At 71.3% G+C, this 17,234-nt stretch carries 16 protein-coding genes and 1 pseudogene; 8 read left to right on the forward strand and 9 right to left on the reverse strand.

From position 1 onward, the window contains the following. Positions 1–1,011 (reverse strand): hypothetical protein, encoded by a 1,011-nt coding sequence (locus tag O6P37_RS21290; RefSeq protein ID WP_269895956.1) that lies wholly within the window; start codon positions 1,009–1,011, stop codon positions 1–3. Positions 1,012–1,175: 164 nt separating this feature from the next. Between O6P37_RS21290 and O6P37_RS21295 the strand changes: the two genes are divergently transcribed. The 5 genes from O6P37_RS21295 to O6P37_RS21315 are packed head-to-tail and all read left to right on the forward strand — an operon-like array spanning position 1,176 to position 4,252. Next, positions 1,176–1,979: a HugZ family pyridoxamine 5'-phosphate oxidase gene (locus tag O6P37_RS21295; RefSeq protein ID WP_269895957.1), complete on the forward strand. Its 804-nt coding sequence runs from the start codon at positions 1,176–1,178 to the stop codon at positions 1,977–1,979. Between the two features lie 21 nt (positions 1,980–2,000). Continuing rightward, on the forward strand, positions 2,001–2,579 hold the full coding sequence (locus O6P37_RS21300) for an orotate phosphoribosyltransferase (RefSeq protein WP_269895958.1): 579 nt from the start codon (positions 2,001–2,003) through the stop codon (positions 2,577–2,579). Between the two features lie 6 nt (positions 2,580–2,585). After that, entirely contained in the window at positions 2,586–2,993 is a 408-nt protein-coding gene (locus tag O6P37_RS21305; RefSeq protein WP_269895959.1) for a TIGR03668 family PPOX class F420-dependent oxidoreductase, read from the forward strand. Beyond that, complete coding sequence (locus O6P37_RS21310) at positions 2,981–3,646, forward strand: cytochrome b (RefSeq protein WP_269895960.1); 666 nt, start codon at positions 2,981–2,983, stop codon at positions 3,644–3,646. Before O6P37_RS21305 ends, O6P37_RS21310 begins: the two co-directional genes overlap by 13 nt. A gap of 18 nt (positions 3,647–3,664) precedes the next feature. Continuing rightward, entirely contained in the window at positions 3,665–4,252 is a 588-nt protein-coding gene (locus O6P37_RS21315; protein ID WP_269895961.1) for a TetR/AcrR family transcriptional regulator, read from the forward strand. On the opposite strand, the gene O6P37_RS21320 is transcribed toward O6P37_RS21315, so the two are convergent. After that, the gene (locus tag O6P37_RS21320) at positions 4,239–5,153 is read right to left on the reverse strand and encodes an alpha/beta fold hydrolase (protein ID WP_269895962.1); all 915 of its coding nucleotides are present in this window, start codon (positions 5,151–5,153) and stop codon (positions 4,239–4,241) included. The genes O6P37_RS21315 and O6P37_RS21320 overlap by 14 nt on opposite strands. Positions 5,154–5,374: 221 nt before the next feature. Between O6P37_RS21320 and O6P37_RS21325 the strand changes: the two genes are divergently transcribed. Beyond that, positions 5,375–7,474 carry an elongation factor G-like protein EF-G2 gene (locus O6P37_RS21325; protein ID WP_269895963.1) on the forward strand — a complete coding sequence of 700 codons (2,100 nt, stop codon included), beginning with the start codon at positions 5,375–5,377 and terminating at the stop codon, positions 7,472–7,474. Between the two features lie 15 nt (positions 7,475–7,489). Here the strand turns inward: O6P37_RS21325 and O6P37_RS21330 are convergent, their stop codons facing one another. Then, positions 7,490–8,047 carry a carboxymuconolactone decarboxylase family protein gene (locus O6P37_RS21330; RefSeq protein WP_269895964.1) on the reverse strand — a complete coding sequence of 186 codons (558 nt, stop codon included), beginning with the start codon at positions 8,045–8,047 and terminating at the stop codon, positions 7,490–7,492. A gap of 235 nt (positions 8,048–8,282) precedes the next feature. On the opposite strand from O6P37_RS21330, the gene O6P37_RS21335 reads away from it, so the two are divergent. Then, entirely contained in the window at positions 8,283–9,497 is a 1,215-nt protein-coding gene (locus tag O6P37_RS21335; RefSeq protein WP_408633225.1) for an MCE family protein, read from the forward strand. Positions 9,498–9,505: 8 nt separating this feature from the next. On the opposite strand, the gene O6P37_RS21340 is transcribed toward O6P37_RS21335, so the two are convergent. From O6P37_RS21340 to O6P37_RS21350, 3 genes and pseudogenes are all read right to left on the reverse strand, one after another. Continuing rightward, positions 9,506–10,393 carry a DMT family transporter gene (locus O6P37_RS21340; RefSeq protein WP_269895966.1) on the reverse strand — a complete coding sequence of 296 codons (888 nt, stop codon included), beginning with the start codon at positions 10,391–10,393 and terminating at the stop codon, positions 9,506–9,508. 90 nt (positions 10,394–10,483) lie between these two features. Beyond that, complete coding sequence (locus O6P37_RS21345) at positions 10,484–11,677, reverse strand: cytochrome P450 (RefSeq protein ID WP_269895967.1); 1,194 nt, start codon at positions 11,675–11,677, stop codon at positions 10,484–10,486. After that, positions 11,664–13,087: pseudogene (locus O6P37_RS21350) on the reverse strand (ABC1 kinase family protein). Before O6P37_RS21350 ends, O6P37_RS21345 begins: the two are co-directional and overlap by 14 nt. A 70-nt stretch (positions 13,088–13,157) precedes the next feature. On the opposite strand from O6P37_RS21350, the gene O6P37_RS21355 reads away from it, so the two are divergent. Next, complete coding sequence (locus tag O6P37_RS21355; RefSeq protein ID WP_264013790.1) at positions 13,158–13,754, forward strand: TetR/AcrR family transcriptional regulator; 597 nt, start codon at positions 13,158–13,160, stop codon at positions 13,752–13,754. 7 nt (positions 13,755–13,761) lie between these two features. Here O6P37_RS21355 and O6P37_RS21360 read toward each other — a convergent pair whose 3' ends face one another. The 3 genes from O6P37_RS21360 to O6P37_RS21370 form a co-directional block, all read right to left on the reverse strand. Continuing rightward, the gene (locus O6P37_RS21360; protein ID WP_264013791.1) at positions 13,762–14,034 is read right to left on the reverse strand and encodes a hypothetical protein; all 273 of its coding nucleotides are present in this window, start codon (positions 14,032–14,034) and stop codon (positions 13,762–13,764) included. A gap of 115 nt (positions 14,035–14,149) precedes the next feature. Next, the gene (locus O6P37_RS21365) at positions 14,150–14,845 is read right to left on the reverse strand and encodes a histidine phosphatase family protein (RefSeq protein ID WP_269895968.1); all 696 of its coding nucleotides are present in this window, start codon (positions 14,843–14,845) and stop codon (positions 14,150–14,152) included. Positions 14,846–14,883: 38 nt separating this feature from the next. After that, positions 14,884–17,214 (reverse strand): MMPL family transporter, encoded by a 2,331-nt coding sequence (locus O6P37_RS21370; protein ID WP_269895969.1) that lies wholly within the window; start codon positions 17,212–17,214, stop codon positions 14,884–14,886. Between the last annotated feature and the right edge of the window lie 20 nt (positions 17,215–17,234).

Consider the following 17,234-nt stretch of genomic DNA (forward strand, 5'->3'; position numbering starts at 1 on the left):
TCAACCGAGGAACCGGTCGGCGCCCCCGGCGCGCACATACCGGACTGCGTTGGCCTGCCGGTAGCCGATGAAGCCGCCGCAGAGCGTCACCAGGAACAGGCCGAACAATCCCGGCATCGCGCCGAGCCACCGGGCGCCCGGGCCGGCGGGACGCGTCGCCGACGGCAGACCCGACCGCATCGCGGCACCGCTGGCGAGATTCGATCCCGGCAGTGCGGGCGCGTTGAAGCCCGGCGGGACGATCATCGGGCCGCCCGACGCGGACGAGGGCAGCGCGGCCTGGATCCCGAACAACCCCGGCGATGGCGCGGTGCCCGCGGGCGCCCCCGGCACCACGGCGGGCAGTGGTGCCATCCCCACCACGGACGCCGGGACCGGCGGCGGCGGCGGCGGGACGATCATCGGCACCTCGAGCACGCCGGGTGCCCCCGCGCTGAACCGCCCGGGTTCACCGGCGCCACTTCCGGCATCGGCCACCGGGTCCACGTCGGCGGGCCCACCCCGGAAGGTCGGGCCGGGTGGCTCCGGTTCGGGTTCGGGCTGGGCGGAGAACAGCGACACCTCTGCGGAGACGCCCGCGACCCGCAGTCCCACGCAGTTCGACCCGGAACACGTGTCGGGCTTGCGTTCGCTGTCGGCGCCCACCGAGACGCGCAGTTGTGGAATCGGCAGGTTGCGCCGGCCGCCGGGCACCCTGATGTCGATGCGGCCGGGCTCGCGAGCGCCGTAGCCGTCGGGTTTCTCGTTCTTGCGGTCGCCGTCGCGGTCGAGGCTGATGCCGAATGACCGCCGCTTGCGCTGACTGCCGGAGCCGTCGTCGTTGCGGGACCCGAGCCTCAATCCGGGCTTGCGGTCGGCATCGCGTTTGCCGGACAAACTGCTGTCGCGATTGCCCGCGTCGTCGGACAGACCGGGGTCGGCAATCGCGACGCCGGCTGCGGGACCAGCCACCACCAGTCCGCCCACGACCACGCCGGCACACATCAGCGGGCGCAACGACGGCATTGCCATGCGACCCTCGCTCCCCCGGTGAGCGATTGCTATACCACAGACCCACCGCGCTCATTTTCACATATTGATGGCCTTAGGCGGTAGCTGTCGGACATCGCCGGTCATCGATGCCCGCACTCGGCGCCGCTCCCGGCGGCGACGCCCAGGTCAGGTAGGGTGCCGAGGTGGCCAACCGCGACCATGGCGACCCCGGTGACGCCCCGTCCATCCCCCCGCCCCTGGGCGAGGTGCCGCGCGCCGTTCGCCCGTCGGCCGCCGAAGAGGCCCGCACCATCGCCGCCTCCACCAACACCGCGACGCTGGCCACGCTCACCGGGGACGGCGACCCGTGGGCGTCGTTCGTCACCTACGGACTGCACGGCGGCGCGCCCGTGCTGTGCGTCTCCAACCTGGCCGAACACGGCCGCAACCTCGACGGCGATCCGCGGGCCAGCCTGGCGATCGTGGCGCCGGCCACCGACACCGACCCGCTGGCCAGCGGCCGGGTGACACTTGCAGGCGTGGCCGAACGGCCGACCGGTGCGGAGCGTGACGCCGCCCGCGAGGCGCACCTCGCGGCCGTCGCGGCCGCCAAGTACTACATCGACTACAGCGACTTCACGCTGTGGGTGCTGCGGGTGCAGCGGGTCCGGTGGGTCGGCGGATACGGCCGGATGGAGTCCACCTCCGGCGCCGAGTACGCGGCCGCCGAGCCCGATCCGGTGCAGCCGCGGGCCGCAGGCGCCGTCGCCCATCTCAACGCCGATCATGCCGAAGCGCTGCTGGCGATGGCCGCCTCCCTCGGCGGCTACCCCGACGCGACGGCCGCCACCTGCACGGGCGCCGACCGTTACGGCCTCGACCTGCGGGTGACCACGCCCCGCGGCGTGGCGTATCCCCGGATCGGTTACGCGGCGCCCATCGATTCGTTCGACGAACTGCGCTCGGCGGCGGTCGAACTGACCCGCCGCGCCCGCGGGACCCGCTGACCCTGCAATACGATCGCCGGTATGTCTGCTGCGACCGGGCGTCCGGACACCTGGCAAGCCGCCTTCGACCTGATCCGCACCCGCGGTTACGAGCACCGCGCCGAGCCGTTCCGGCTGGCGAGCGGACAGCTCAGTCACGATTACATCGACGGTAAGTACGCCGTCGACAACGGTGAGCGGCTGACGGTGGTGAGCCGTGCGGTCGCGGACCTGGCGGCGATGAACGGCATCGAGTTCGACGCCGTCGGCGGGCTCACCATGGGCGCGGACCCGCTCGCCCACGGCGTGGCGATGGTGACCGGGGCCGCGTGGTTCTCGGTGCGCAAGGAGCAGAAGCAGCGCGGCCGCGAGCAGTGGATCGAGGGCACCCGCATCGAGCCCGGCATGCGGGTGCTGCTGGTCGACGACGTGATCAGCACCGGCGGATCGACGGCTCTCGCGCTGGACCGGGTGACCGCGGCGGGGGCCGTGGCCACCGGCGTCATCCCGATGGTCGACCGCGGCGACGTCGCGGCGGGGCTGTTCGCCGAACGCAATGTGCCGTTCGTCGCGCTGGTCACCTACCGCGATCTGGGAATCGAACCGGTCAAGGCGGTGTGAGTCCCGATGGCCGATGACGACGCCAAGGCCCGCTTCGCGGACGCGCCTTCGGCGGTGCTGGCCACGATAAGCCCCGACGGCGCACCGCATCTGGTGCCGGTGGTGTTCGCCGTGTCGGGCGACACGATCTACACCGCGGTGGACGCCAAGCGCAAGACCACCCAGCGGCTGCGGCGGCTGGCCAACATCGAGGCCGATCCGCGGGTGACCCTGCTCGTGGACCACTACACCGACGACTGGACGCAGCTGTGGTGGGTGCGCGCCGACGGCGAGGCGACGGTGCATCACAGCGGCGTCGAGATGGCGGCCGGATATTCCTTGTTGCGCCACAAGTACGTTCAATACCAGCGCCTCGCCCTCGACGGTCCGGTGGTGACCGTCGCGGTGCGGCGGTGGTCGTCGTGGCAGGCCTGATCCGGCTGCGCAACGGCGCGCACGGATACGGCGCCGTGTCGAAGCTGCTGCACTGGCTGACCGTCGCGGTGATCGTCGCGCAGTTCGCGGTGGGCGCGACGATGGGACCCGACGAGGCCGCGCTCGACCGCGAGATGGACCGTATCGACGAACTCGAGGAGCGCGGCGAGGAGCAGGCCGAACAGCAGGGCGAAGCGGCCGAGGAACGATTCGAGAACGAGATCGACCGCCTCGAGGACGAACTCGACGTCCGTGAGGACGACTACGTGGGCGACGCATTCGGCGAGGTGGTCTCGGGCACCTTCACCGGCGACGGGGTGTCGTTACCGGAACTGCATGTCTCGCTTGGGCTCTCACTGATCGCACTGGGCGTGCTGCGGATCGTCTGGCGCGCCGTCGCCGGGCTGCCGCCGTGGGCCGAGCACCTCACCGCAGGTGAGCGCGCCCTCGAGGGCGCACTGGAGAAGGCGCTGCTGGCACTGCTGTTCGTGGTGCCCGCAACCGGCCTCGCGGTGCTCGCCCTCGGTCACGACTGGGTGCCGCTGCACGTGGCCGCCCAGGTCGCGCTGCTGCTGGCGATCGCCCTGCACGTCGGGCTGGTGCTCAAGCACACCGTCGTCCGGCGCAACCGGCACCTGTCCCGCATGCTCTGACGGTCGTATGGTGAGCCGATGAGCGAGAGGCCGCGCAGACGCCCCCGGCAGTCGCGGTCCCGCGCGACGGTGGACGTGGTGCTCGAAGCCGCCGCGCAGATGTTCGACCGCGAGGGTCTGGCCACCACCACCAACCGGATCGCCGAGCGGGCGGGCGTCTCGATCGGCTCGCTGTATCAGTACTTCCCGAACAAACATGCGCTGCTCGACGCGCTGGCCGAGCGGCACGTCCGGGAGGCAGGCACGCGGCTGGACCGGGTGTTCGACCGGCTGCGCGTGCAGCGGCCGCCGTTCGACGAGACGATGCGCGCGGTGCTCGACGAGATCGTCGCACTGCACGGCGACCGGCCCGCCCTGCACGGCCTGATGCACCGGCTCGGGCCGCGCCGGCCGGCCGACCTCGTGGCGATGAAGGCCTTCGAGGACCGGCTCGCCGCCGAGATCGCCCACCACCTCGACCGCTGCGGGCGCGGCGGTGCGGACACCGCGGTCACGGCTCAGACCCTGGTGCACGCGATCGACGCCCATCTGCACCGGGTGCAGACCCGGCAGAAACCGGACGCCGCCGAGCTGATGACTCTGGTGGACCGGCTCACGCCGGTGTGAGCTGGTCGCGGACGGCGAGCAACACCTCCTGCAGCCGGCCCAGTCCGGGCTGCTCGACGGGATAGTGGCCGCACTCCTGCAGCAGTGTCAGCGATTTGGGGCCGGGCAGCCGGTCGAAGAAGTCGATGCTGAGCCGCGGCGGAGTCCAGCGGTCGGCGTCCGGGTGCACCAGGGTGACGGGCGCGGCGTCGAACGTCTCCGGTGCGGTGTGGCGGAAGTCGAGCCAGCTCGACAGGAAACCCAGCGGTACCCGCACCCCGCCGCCGCGGGGGTCGCGGGCACACAGCCGCGACAGCGCGGGGTCGCGGCTCATCGACCCCATGTCGACCAGCCATCGGATCGGCACGCGAACCCGCCCGCAGAGCGGGTCGATGGTGCGCAGCACGGCCGGCGCGGCGGGGCCGGTCCAGGCGTGCCGCGGGACCGCCCGGCGCACCGCCGGGTCGGTGGGATCGATCAGGCACGTCGCCACCACGTGGGCGACGTCGCGGGTGCGGGCGGCGACCTCGTAGCCCAGCAGTCCGCCCATGCTGGCGCCGAACACCACCAGCGGCCGGTCGTCGCGCGCGCGTTCGGCGCGCACCAGGTGACACAGCAGGTCGACCCAGTCGGGGTAGCGCACGTCGCCGGGCCGGGGTTCGACGGTGTCGCCGTAGAGCGGGAGGTCCGGGGCGAGCACCTCGACGCCGTGGCGGGCGGCCAGCGCCGCCAGCGGCCACAGCGCCCCCGACCAGCCTCCGCCGCCGTGGATCACCAGCACCCGGACCGCGGCGCCGGGGGCGGCGGCCCTCGCGATGTGCACGATGCGGCCCCGCCACGGCCACCACGTCGGGGTCGGCGCGGTCATCGGTTCGGGACGGAACTCTGCGGGCAGGAAGCGGGCGTAGTCGCGGTGATCCATGCGTCAAGCCTCAATCACGTTTCCTCACAGCACAACTCGCGTTCGGTGTCGATCATCGCCGTCGCCGCACGGCCGCTGGGCTGCCCTTTTACCGGAGACCGCGGGTGCTGTCAGGAACTGCTCACATTCGAGCCCGTGCACCGGCCACCCTTGTGCTGCCGTTGCCATCGGAGAATTCTTGACGGTGCACCGGGCGACGCGGCCCGGGCGAAGGGATCGTCATGGCCGACAGGACGACAACCTCCCACGGCGGCGCCTCCGCCGTCATCACCGCGGACCGGCCCGCGGCCATCCGCAACGTCGCCCTCGTCGGCCCCTCCGGTGCGGGCAAGACGACGCTCGTCGAGGCGCTGCTGGTCGCCGGCGGTGTGCTCAACCGCGCCGGCTCGGTGACAGAGGGCACCACCGTCTGCGACAGCGACGAGGCGGAGATCGCGCAGCAGCGGTCGGTCGGCCTGGCGCTGGCGTCGCTGCGGCACCGCGACGTCAAGATCAACCTGATCGACACCCCGGGGTACGCCGACTTCGTCGGTGAACTGCGCGCCGGCTTGCGGGCCGCGGACTGCGCGCTGTTCGTGATCGCCGCGAACGAGGGCGTCGACGAGCCGACGCGGTCGCTGTGGCTGGAGTGCAGCGCGGTGGGCATGCCGAGGGCGGTGGTGGTCACCAAGCTCGACCACGCCAGGGCCAGCTACTCCGGCGCGCTGGCCGCCGCACAGGATGCGTTCGGCGACAGGGTTCTCCCGCTGTACCTGCCTGCCGGCGACGGGCTGGTCGGGCTGCTCGCCCGCACTTCCGACGACGACGACCGGGTCGGGGAGCTGCGCGGCGGCCTGATCGAGGGCATCATCGAGGAGTCCGAAGACGAGACCCTGATGGAGCGCTACCTCGGCGGCGAGGACATCGACGAGTCGGTGTTGATCGAGGACCTCGAGAAAGCCGTCGCCCGTGCGTCGTTCTTCCCCGTGATCCCGGTGTGCAGCACCACCGGCACCGGCACCCTGGAACTGCTCGACGTCGTCGCGCGCGGCTTCCCGTCGCCGCCCGAACACCTACTCCCGGAGGTGTTCACGCCGCAGGGCGCCGACCACGCCGCGCTGTGCTGCGACCCGGACGGCCCGCTGCTCGCCGAGGTGGTGAAGACCACGTCGGATCCCTATGTCGGCAGGGTGAGCCTGGCCCGGGTGTTCTCCGGGACGATCAGGCCCGACATGACGGTGCACGTGTCGGGCCATTTCTCGTCCTTCTTCGGCGCCGGACCCGCCGACCACGACGACGACGATCGTGTCTGCGCGCTGTCCTTTCCGCTCGGCCGCCAACAGCGCCCCGCCCCGTCGGTGATCGCGGGCGACATCTGTGCGATCGGCCGTCTCAGCCATGCCGAGACCGGAGACACATTGTCCGGCAAGGACACTCCGCTGGTGCTCAAACCTTGGACGATGCCCGAGCCGCTGCTGCCGATCGCGGTGGCGCCCCGCGCCAGGACCGACGAGGACAAGCTGGCGGTCGGCCTGGCCCGGTTGTCCGCCGAGGACCCCACCCTGCGCGTCGAGCAGAACCCGGAGACGCACCAGCTGGTGCTGTGGTGCATGGGCGAGGCGCACTCCCACGTCGTGCTCGATGCGCTGGCCCGCCGCTACGGCGTCACCGTCGACGTCGTGGAACTGCGGGTGCCGCTGCGCGAGACGTTCGGCGCCGCGGCGAAAGGCCACGGCAGGCACGTCAAACAGTCCGGCGGCCACGGTCAGTACGCGGTGTGCGACATCGAGGTCGAGCCGCTGCCCGCCGGTTCGGGCTTCGAGTTCGTCGACCGGGTCGTCGGCGGCGCGGTGCCGCGTCAGTTCATCCCCAGCGTGGAGAAGGGCCTCCGGGCGCAGATGGCCAAGGGCCTCACCGGCAACGGCGCAGCCGGATACCCGGTCGTCGACATCAGGGTGACGCTGGTCGACGGCAAGGCCCACAGCGTCGACTCGTCGGACTTCGCATTCCAGACGGCCGGCGCGCTGGCGTTGCGCGACGCGGCAGCGGCGACGAGCATCGCCGCGCTCGAACCGGTCGACGAGGTGTCGGTGCTGATCCCCGACGATCTGGTGGGCGCGGTGATGAGCGACCTGTCCGCACGTCGCGGCCGGGTGCTGGGCACCGAGACCGTGGGCGGGGACCGCACGCTGGTGAAGGCCGACGTGCCCCAGATCGAGCTGACCCGCTACGCGATCGACCTGCGGTCGCTGTCCCACGGCGCCGGTTCGTTCACCCGTCGTTTCACGCGGTACGAGCCGATGCCGGAGTCGGCGGCCGCCAAGGCGCGCGCGGCGAGCTGATCGGGCGGCCTCGACTCAAGCGGAGGCCTGGTAGTGCTCCGGCTTGCCCGCCCACTCCTCCGGTTCGACGCCGAAGGTGTTCAGCGCGGTCGCCAGCACCCCGTATCCGCCCGCGGTGAACAGCAGGTCCATCCGCTGCCGGTCGTCGAGGCACTCCCCCAACGCCTCCCAGGTGCCCGGGGTGATCCGCGACCCGTCGTGGAGTTCGTCGACGGCCGCCAGCACGGCGCGGTCGAACGCGCCGGACGCCTCTCCGGTGCGGGCGGCCTCCACGTCGGCGTCGGTCAGGCCGGCCTGCTTGCCGATCGCGACGTGGTGCACCCACTCGTAGCGGCACCCGTGGCGGTGGGCGACCCGCAGGATCGCCAGTTCCCGCTCGCGCGCCGGCAGCGACGAACCCTCCATCAGATAGGTGTTGAACGGCAGAAACTTGCCCGCGAGTTCCGGGTGGCGCACGAGCGTCGCCAGTGCGTTCCCGGCGTCGGTGGGGTTGCGCCGCTCCGGCGACACGGTGCCCTCCAGGGCGCGGTCGGTGTCGTCGTCCCACTCGTCGGCCGGTAGTGGCGTCAGCATCGGGTGTCCTCTCGGCGTGGCTCTCGTTAGTCAGTCTATGCATTGAGCCGCCGCCGCGGGCGAGTGACCTGCATCGCAGTGGCGCCGCCGCGTGATGTGCGCCGCACTGACTTGCGGCGGACGGACGTGGGTTGAAAAAGTTAGGCCACTTTAACTGTTGGAATCGTCATTAACTTATATATGCTGACGGCCGAGGTGACGACCATCCGGGGAGGGAGCACCTGTGGGTACCGGTCTGCAAGAACGGTTCCGGCATTGGCGGTGGGATCCGCCCGTGAAGACGGCGAGCGTGATCACCATCTTGATCATGGTGGTGGTCCTGGCCGTGGTGTGGCTGCAGTTCCGGGGGGCCTTCACCCCGCAGACGCGGCTCACCCTGATGGCCGACCGCGCCGGCCTCAACACCGACCCGGGTTCCAAGGTCACCTACAACGGCGTGCAGATCGGGCGGGTGGCCGAGGTCGAGCCGGAGAGCGTCGGCAACGAACCGCGGGCCAGGCTGCTGCTCGACATCGATCCGGAGTACATGTCGCTCATCCCGGCCAATGTGGACGTCGACATCAAGGCCTCCACGGTGTTCGGCAACAAGTTCGTGTCGTTCTCGACGCCGGAGAACCCGGTGCCGCAGCGGCTGAACCCGGCCGAGGTGGTCGACGTGACCGGCGTGACCACCGAGTTCAACACGCTGTTCGAAACGGTGGTCGAGGTCGCCCAGCAGGTCGACCCGATCAAGCTGAACCAGACGCTGACCGCGGCGGCCGAGGCGCTCGACGGCCTCGGTGACCGGTTCGGCCAGTCGGTGGTCAACGGCAACGAGATCCTGGCCGACGTGAACCCGCAGATGCCCCAGCTCCGCCGCGACGTCCAAGGGTTGGCCGACCTCGGTGAGGTCTACGCCGACGCGGCGCCCGACCTATTCGACGGGCTGGAGAACGCGGTGACCACCGCGCGCACCCTGAACCAGGAGCGCGGCAACCTCGATGCGGCGCTGATGGCCGCGGTCGGATTCGGCAACACCGGCGGCGACGTGCTCGAGCGCGGCGGCCCGTACCTGGTTCGCGGGTCCGAGGACCTGATCCGCACCTCGGCGACGCTCGACGAGTACAGCCCCGCGCTGTACTGCACCATCCGCAACTGGCACGACAACGAGCCCAAGTTCACCGAGTTCAACGGCGGCAACGGCTATTCGGTGAACCTGCACAACACGCTCGTCGGCGCGGCCAACCCGTGGGTGTACCCCGACAACCTGCCGCGGGTGAACGCCAAGGGCGGCCCCGAGGGCCGTCCCGGCTGCTGGCAGAAGGTCACCCGCGACCTGTTCCCCGCGCCGTACCTGGTGATGGACACCGGCGCCTCACTCGCCCCGTACAACCACATCGAACTCGGCCAGCCCATCGCCATCGAGTACGTGTGGGGACGCCAGATCGGCGAGAACACGATCAACCCGTAGCGGACCCGCTACGGCTGGCGCACCACGGCCTCGAGTTCGGCTTCGTAGGCGCCTTCCTCGCGGCCGAGGGCGATGGTGGCCGCCACCATCGCGGCGATCGCGACGACCAGGGCGGCGGGCTCCCATCCGGTGATCGACAGGTGTTCGCCGAGCAGCACCGAGCCAAGTACGACGGCGACCGCCGGTTCGAGCACGAGCATCGTCGGCACCGAGGTCTGCAGCGAGCCCGCGTGGAAGGCCGACTGCTGCAACAGCGTCGCGCCCACACCGAGCAGGATGACGAGGTACAGCGCGGGCGTGGTCAGCACCGATTCCACCCTGCCCTCGGTGATGTTGTGCATGACGATCTTGGTGAGCACCGCCACCACACCGAAGAGCACGCCGACCGCGACGGCCAGCAGCACCGCGCGCCGCCAGTCGACGGCGCGGACCGCGATGGCGATGCAGCCCAGCACCGCCGCGCCGCACACCACCGCCACCCCCACGGTCACCGGGACCGAGACGTCGTAGTCGCCCGCCTTGGCCTTGGCCAGCGCCACGAACACCGTCAGCGCAGCGGTCAGCAGCACCGCCCACAGCCATTCGGCGCGGCTGACCCGCCGGCCTGCCAGCCGTGCGCTCAGCGGAAGCGCGAACAGCAGGGCGGACACCAGGATCGGTTGCACCAGGATCAGCGACCCGTAGCCGAGTGCCAGCGCCTGGAACACGAACCCGGCGACGGCGGACCCGGTGCCTGCCCACCACAGCGGGCGACGCACCAGCGTCATCAACATCAGGGTGCTGACGCCCTTCTCCGGTGGCACGTCCATCGTGGCGCGCTGCCGCACGACGATCCCGACCGCCATGAACACCGCTGCGAGCAGTGCGAAGAGCACCGCCAAACCATGGCCCACCAAGCCGCGCACCCCTTCCGGTCCTGCCGCCGTCGGCGGGCAGCACCCACCACCGTAGGCGGAGTGCGGCGCGGGGGCTCCGCGGGCGCGGGGTCAGTCCGCGCGGAAGGTGGCGGGCAGCGCGGCGGGTCCCCGGATGGCCGCGGTGTCACGCCACCGGACCGGGCCGGTCAGCACCGGCTCACGTCCGAGCACCTCGCGCAGCGCGACCGTCAGCTCGAGCTGTGCCAGCGCGGCGCCGAGGCAGTAGTGCGCGCCGTATCCGAACGACAGCGGCGACGGGCCGGTGCGGTCGAGCCGGAAGCCGGCCGGATCCTCGAACACGGCGGGATCCCGGTTGGCCGCGGCGATCACCACCAGCACGCTTTCGCCGGCCCTGATGTGGGCGCCGCCCAGCCGGTGGTCGGTGGTGGCCGCCCGCACGGTCGACTGCACCGGGCCGTCGAGCCGCAACAGCTCGGTCACCAGCGCCGGGTCCGCCGGGTCGATCGCGTCGGCGGGTCGGGTGCCGTCGGCGCCGGGGGTCAGCAACCGCACCAGACCGGTGCCCAGCAGGTTGGCGGTGGTCTCGTGGCCGGCGACCGCGACGAGGATCGCCGTCATCGCGACCTCCTCGAGCAGCAACGCGTGATCCGCGGCGATGAAGCTCAGCAGGTCGTCGCCCTGATGCGTCCGCCGGTCGGCGACCAGGGGCAGGAACTCCGACATCAGCGTGGCCGAAGCCGTTGCGCCCGCGCTGATCTCGGCGGGATCGGCGAGCGTGCCCAGCGTGCGGATGATCACCGGCGACATGTCGCGGACCAGCTGCAGGGTCTCCGGGCCCAGGTCGAGCCATTCGCCGATCACGGCGAGCGGGAGCGGCAGCGCGATGTCGGACATCAGGTCGAGCTCGGCACCGGCGGGGTGGTGGCCGACCACCGCGGCCGCGATCCCCTCGACTCCCGCCGTGAGCCCCGTGACGTAGGACCGGGTGAACACGTCGCGCACCGAATCGCGCAGCCGCTGGTGGTCGGGCCCGTCGGCGAACAGCATCGAGCTCTTGGTGAACTCCGCGGCGAAGGCGTCCATCGACGCGCGCGCGACCTGGCCGGCCATCGGGTCGCTGCTCCAGCCGGGCCCGCCGAGCACCTGCCGGCTCACCTCGAAGCCGAGCACCAGCCAGGCCTGCGCCGTGTCGTCCCAGACGACGTCGCCCTCGGCGCGCCGGGCCTCGTAGAACGGGTAGGGATCCGCCGCGTCCCAGGGCAGCCGGGCGCCGGTGAGGCCTCCCGCATCAGTGGTGGTCATGGTCGTCCGTTCCGTAGGGCAGGCCGCGGTCGCGGACCCAGGCGTCGTGCCTGCGGCCGAGTTCACTCACCGGCGGCGCCACGCCGTCCTGGTCGTCGAGCTGCGCCCTGGCGTGGAAGGACGCGCGCAGCGCGGTGAAGATCGCGTTCATCGACAGGTTGAGCCTCGAGAAGAACACGAAGTCGGGCGGCACCGACATCCGGCGCATCGGGTGGTCCGCCGCGCGCACGTCGATCATCGAGTTCACCGCCCGTGCGGACGCCTGCTCGGTGTACATGACCGGTTGGTCGGCCAGCAGTTCGTAGAGGATCTCCGCGAACCACCCGTAGGCGTCGTCGGCACTGAGCGTGGATTCCTCGGTGAAGAAACCACTTTCGACCATGAGGCCGCGCAGGTCGTCCCTGCGGCCGTCGATGGTGGCCCGCACCACGCCGACGATGAGGCGGCGCTGCTGCTCGGTGAGCACCTTGACGCAGCCGAAGTCGACGAAGCCGACCGTCCCGTCGGCGTTGAAGCGGTAGTTACCGGGATGCGGGTCGGCGTGGAAGAGGTTGGAGTGCCGGTAGGAGCCGGTGGCGAACCGGGCGATCACCTCGGCCCAGCAGTTCTTCAGCTCCTGGTCGGCCTCCTGCGCTGCGGCCCAGTCCATTCCGTCCATGTACGTCATGGTCAGCACCCGGTCGCCCGAGGCGGACGGGACCACCTCGGGGATCCTGATGAACGGATGCCTGCGGTACAGGTCGCCGAACGCGGCGATGTTCGCGGCCTCGCGCCGGTAGTCGACCTCCTCACCGATCCGCGCGGCGATCTCGTCGGCGGCACTCTCGATGTCGGGCATCGCGGCGCCCATGGCGCCCGCGGCCCCCGCGGCGAAGCGGAAGACGGTGGAGAGCAGCTCGGTGTTCGACAAATCGTCCCGGATTGCCTGGGCGACACCGGGATACTGGATCTTCACGGCGACCTTCCTGCCGTCGGGCAGCACCGCGCGGTGCACCTGCCCGATGGAGGCCGCCGCCATGGGGTCGGGTGAGAACTCGGCGAACACTTCCTCGACCGACCGAGGTCGGCCTCGAGCACCGACCTGGCCAGCGCGGGGTCCATCGGCGGCGCGTCGGCCTGCAGGCGGGTGAGCGCCCGCTGATAGGGCGACAGTTCCCCGCCGCCGACGGCCTGCGCGTCGACCATCGACATCAACTGGCCCGCCTTCATCAGCACCCCCTTGGAGTGGCCGAGGAGGTCGGCGTAGCGCTCGGCGGTGCGTTCATGGAAGCGCTCGACAGCGGTCGCGTCACCGGCCCGCTCCCGCAGCGCGGCCACCATCCGGCCACCCGCGGCCCTGGCGGTGAAGCCGGCCACCGGCATCGTGCGGCGCATCCGGCCCCGGGGAACCGGGCGGTCGGTGTCGGCCATGACATCCCCCTGACAGGCCCTGATACAGTGACCTAGTACAGAACATAATAGGTCACTTATGGAGTCGTCAATGGTGGAGCAGTCGACCAAGGAGCGTCTGGTCACCGAGGCCATGCGGTTGTTCGGCGAGCAGGGCTACCGGGCGACGAGCATCACCCAGATCGAGAAGGCCGCCGGACTCGTGCCCGGGTGCGGGGCGCTCTACAACCACTTCAAGTCCAAGGAAGCGCTGCTGCGGGCCGGGATCGACCGGCAACTCGATCGCCGGCGCGCGATGGCCGACATCAGCGCGGTATTCGCCGGGCAGGGCGACCTGCGCACCGAACTCACGCTGCTGTGCCGGTATCTGATGAACGTGCTGGACCGTGAGAGCCAGTTCCTGCAGGTCGCCGCGCGCACTCCGGCCGAGCAGTCCGCCGGCGTCGACGAGGCGTACGCGGCACTGATCGACGGCCTCTACAGCGAACTCGCGGGCTGGATCCGGGGCTGCGCGCCGGCCCTCGACGAGCCCGCCGCCCGGCGGATCGCCGTGGTCGCCGTCAACGCGCTGCTCGGCAAGCGGGCCACCCGGCTGGTGTTCCACGCGCCGCAGGCCGACACCCCGGACGAGGAGTACGTCGCGGACTGGACGGCGATGGTCGCCGACCGGATCGAGTCGGTCCGCTGACGTGGTACTAGCTGGCTTCGCGATCGGCGACCGGGCGCAGATGCGGCCGGGGCGCCGACGGCGCGATCCGGTCGTTGACGCCGGCCACCACCGAGTCGACGCGGGTCACCGCCTTGTCGCAGAGGCCGCGGACCCGGTCGCCGGCGGTGTCGACGTCGTCGGCGGCGCTGAGCAGGTAGGCCCGCACGTTCAGCCGAAGTCGCTCGCCGCGCCGGCGGATCCCCTGGCGCAGGCGGTCGTCCACCTCGAGGTTGACGTATGGCAACAGCCGGATCTTCATGTGTGCTCCCGATCGTCGGATGCTTGGGCCAACCCTAACGCGCAGGTGGCCGACGGAGAAGATGACGTGGGGCGGACCAGCAACCTCGCGGGGTGTGGCGTGGGTCACTCGGCGGTCAGGCCGGTGCGCCCTGCCATTCCGTGAGCGTCCAGCCCTGCTGCGGGCTGCCGGTGAGCACCACCCGGCCGGTGTTCTGCAGCGGCTCGCTGCGCAACAGCGACGGGTCCGGGTCGTCGACGTTCATCATCACCCACAACATGATCGCCGCCCCGTGCGAGAACGCGACGGGATGCCGGGCGCCGCTGTCCTGGATCTGGCGCACCGCGTCGTCGAAGCGGGCGTCGAACTCGTTGCCGTCCATCGATCCGGGGATGCGGGCCGACCGGTCGCCGGTCAGCCAGCGCTGCGGCGCCGAGAAATAGTCCGCCGCATCGGCCTCGGGTAGGCCCTCGTACTTCCCCGCCTCCACCTCACGCAGGCCGGGCAGCACCGTGACGGCTTCGCCGAGCGCCGCCGACATCGGCTGGGCCGTCTGCTGCGTGCGGACCATCGTCGAGGCGAAGACGGCGTCGTAGCCGTTGCCGCTCAGATGCGCCGCCGCGGCCGCCGCCTGCTCGCGGCCGAGTCCGGTCAGGCCCGGGCCGGGCGTCGAGGTGTCGATCAGGCCGGAGGCGTTGCCCTCGGACTGCGCGTGCCGGATGAACGTCAGCGTGATCGTCGCGGTGCCCGCCGTCGGGCCGCCCGCAACCGCCGACGGGGCGCCGGCGATGGTGATCGTCAGAGCGGCCAAAGCTGCGAGTATCCGGCGCATCCCGTGATGGTGGCAGAGTCCTGCTCGCCGGTGCCCGGCTACACCCGGACCGGCGCGTCCTCGCCTGCGTTGCGGGCCAGGCGGCGGTTCAGCTTGTCGCCCTCGATGTCGAGGTCGGGCAGGAAGCCGGCCAGCCGCCGAGGCAGCCACCAGGCGCGGTCGCCCAGCATCGACATCACCGCAGGCACCACGGTCATCCGCACCACGAACGCGTCGATCAGCACGCCGAACGCCAGCGCGAAGCCCATCTGCTTGATCATCGGGTCGGCGTTGAACACAAAGCCGGCGAACACCGCCATCATGATCACCGCGGCCGCCGCGACCACCCGGCTGGCCTGGGCGAACCCGTGGGTGACCGCATCGTCGCCGCGGTGGCCGTGCACGTGGGCCTCCTTCATCGACGAGACCAGGAACACCTCGTAATCCATTGCCAGGCCGTACAACACGCCGATGACGATGATCGGCAGCAGGCTCAGGATCGGCCCGGTGGCGCTCAGCCCGATGAACTGCTGGAACCAGCCCCACTGGAACAGCGCGGTGGTGGCGCCGAACGTCGCGATCACGCTGAGCAGGAAGCCCACCGTCGCCTTGACGGGCACCGCGATCGAGCGGAACACCACCAGCAGCACCAGCAGGGACAGGCCGACGACGACGGCGATGTACAGCGGGATCGCCTCGGCCAGCCGGTCGGTGGTGTCGATGCCCATCGCGGTCACACCGGTGACACCGAGGTCGACGTCGCGCAGTTCCGACAGCGGTCCGGCGTGCGCCCGGATGTCGCGCACCAGCTGGGCGGTCGCGTCATCCGTTGGGCCCGCGGTGGGCACCACCGAGAACACGGCGGTGTCGGCGGTGTCGCTGACGGTGCCCAGGCTGACCGACTCCACGCCGGGCATCCGGCGCAGGTCGTTGTAGGTGTCGACGAGGTCGGCCGTGGTGAGCGCCCCGCTCGCGGCCGGTTCGGCGATCACCACCAGGGGCCCGTTGAAGCCCGCGCCGTAATGCTCGCCGACCAGGTCGTAGCTCGCCCGCTGCGGGGTGCCCTCGTTGTAGCTGCCACCGTCGGGCAGGCCGAGTGACATGTTCAGTGCGGGCAACGCGAGCAGGCCGGTGACGACGACGCCGGCGATCGCGACCGGCACACGGTGCCGCAGCACCGCTCCCACCCACGCCGAGGCGAACCGGTGATTTCCGGTGTCGCTGTCGGACGCCGCGGCCTCGTCGCGGGCCTTCGCCGAGCAGATCCGCTCGCCGACCAGGCCGAGCAGCGCAGGCAGCAGGGTGATCGCGGAGGCGACGGCGACCACCACCGTCGCCGCGGCGGCCAGCGCCATCGGCGTCAGCAGCGAGATACCGACCACGGTCAGCGCCACCAGCGCGATGACGACCGTGGTGCCCGCGAAGACCACCGCGCTGCCCGCAGTGCCGATGGCCCGCGCCGCGGCGTCGGCCGCCGACAGGCCACGGTCGAGGATGAGGCGGCGCTGCCGGTTGACGATGAACATGGCGTAGTCGATGCCGACGGCGAGGCCGAGCATCAACGCCAGCACGGCCGTCATCGACTGCATGTTCACCAGGTGCGAGAACAGGAAGGTGCCGCCCACCCCGATCGCGACGGCGGTCAGCGCGGTCACCAGCGGCAGCCCGGCGGCCACCAGGGAGCCGAGCGTGATCACCAGGACGAGTGCGGCCACCATCACGCCGATGACCTCGCCGACACCGATGATCTCGGGCATCTGCAGCATGCTCGCCGATGGCAGCACCTCGATGCCGTTCTGTCCCAACGCGTCCCGGGCGGCGTCGACGGTGTGCTCGATGGTGCCGGTCGGCAGCTCGGCGGTCTGCTTGTCGAACGAGAACTGGTAGAGCGCGGCGGCGCCGTCGGCCGAGACCACCACGCCGGGCACCGGTCGGCCGTCGACCAGCATCGGCTTCGGGGCGTTCTCCGGCGCCGGCGCGTGCACCTGCGCCTGCGCGATGGCCGCCGACGCGGCGAGCGTCGGGCCGGCCGGGCCCTTGGCCAGTTCGGCCCTGGCGATCTCGTTCGGGTCCAGCACGTGGTCGCTGTGCGCGATGGCGTCGACGGCGGCCAGTACGGCGTCGCGGTGCGCCGGGTCGTCGATGCGGGTGCCTGCCGGCGCGGCGAACGCGATCAGGCCCTGCCCGCCGGACGCCTCCGGCATCCGCTCGGCCAGCTGGTCGATGACCTGCTGGGCGGGCGTGCCGTTGATGCGCATCTCGTTGGAGACCTTGGGCGGGTTGACCGCGAGAATGCCTGCCACGACGGCGATCAGCGCCAGCCACACGCCGATGACGTGCCAGGGCCGGGCGAAGGCGTAGCGGCCCAGCCGGTGCAGAAGTGTCGACATGTAAGTGAGAGTAGGCTCCC

The organism is Mycobacterium hippophais, assembly GCF_027529605.1.
GTDB classification, from domain to species: Bacteria; Actinomycetota; Actinomycetes; order Mycobacteriales; family Mycobacteriaceae; genus Mycobacterium; species Mycobacterium arseniciresistens.

Bases quoted from the DNA above. Each gene is read 5' to 3' on its own strand.
- O6P37_RS21365 (WP_269895968.1), bottom strand. From the start codon at position 14,845: ATGCGCCGGATACTCGCAGCTTTGGCCGCTCTGACGATCACCATCGCC.
- O6P37_RS21370 (WP_269895969.1), bottom strand. From the start codon at position 17,214: ATGTCGACACTTCTGCACCGGCTGGGCCGCTACGCCTTCGCCCGGCCC.
- O6P37_RS21290 (WP_269895956.1), bottom strand. From the start codon at position 1,011: ATGGCAATGCCGTCGTTGCGCCCGCTGATGTGTGCCGGCGTGGTCGTG.
- O6P37_RS21355 (WP_264013790.1), top strand. From the start codon at position 13,158: ATGGTGGAGCAGTCGACCAAGGAGCGTCTGGTCACCGAGGCCATGCGG.
- O6P37_RS21305 (WP_269895959.1), top strand. From the start codon at position 2,586: ATGGCCGATGACGACGCCAAGGCCCGCTTCGCGGACGCGCCTTCGGCG.
- O6P37_RS21325 (WP_269895963.1), top strand. From the start codon at position 5,375: ATGGCCGACAGGACGACAACCTCCCACGGCGGCGCCTCCGCCGTCATC.
- O6P37_RS21360 (WP_264013791.1), bottom strand. From the start codon at position 14,034: ATGAAGATCCGGCTGTTGCCATACGTCAACCTCGAGGTGGACGACCGC.
- O6P37_RS21315 (WP_269895961.1), top strand. From the start codon at position 3,665: ATGAGCGAGAGGCCGCGCAGACGCCCCCGGCAGTCGCGGTCCCGCGCG.
- O6P37_RS21330 (WP_269895964.1), bottom strand. From the start codon at position 8,047: ATGCTGACGCCACTACCGGCCGACGAGTGGGACGACGACACCGACCGC.
- O6P37_RS21345 (WP_269895967.1), bottom strand. From the start codon at position 11,677: ATGACCACCACTGATGCGGGAGGCCTCACCGGCGCCCGGCTGCCCTGG.
- O6P37_RS21300 (WP_269895958.1), top strand. From the start codon at position 2,001: ATGTCTGCTGCGACCGGGCGTCCGGACACCTGGCAAGCCGCCTTCGAC.
- O6P37_RS21320 (WP_269895962.1), bottom strand. From the start codon at position 5,153: ATGGATCACCGCGACTACGCCCGCTTCCTGCCCGCAGAGTTCCGTCCC.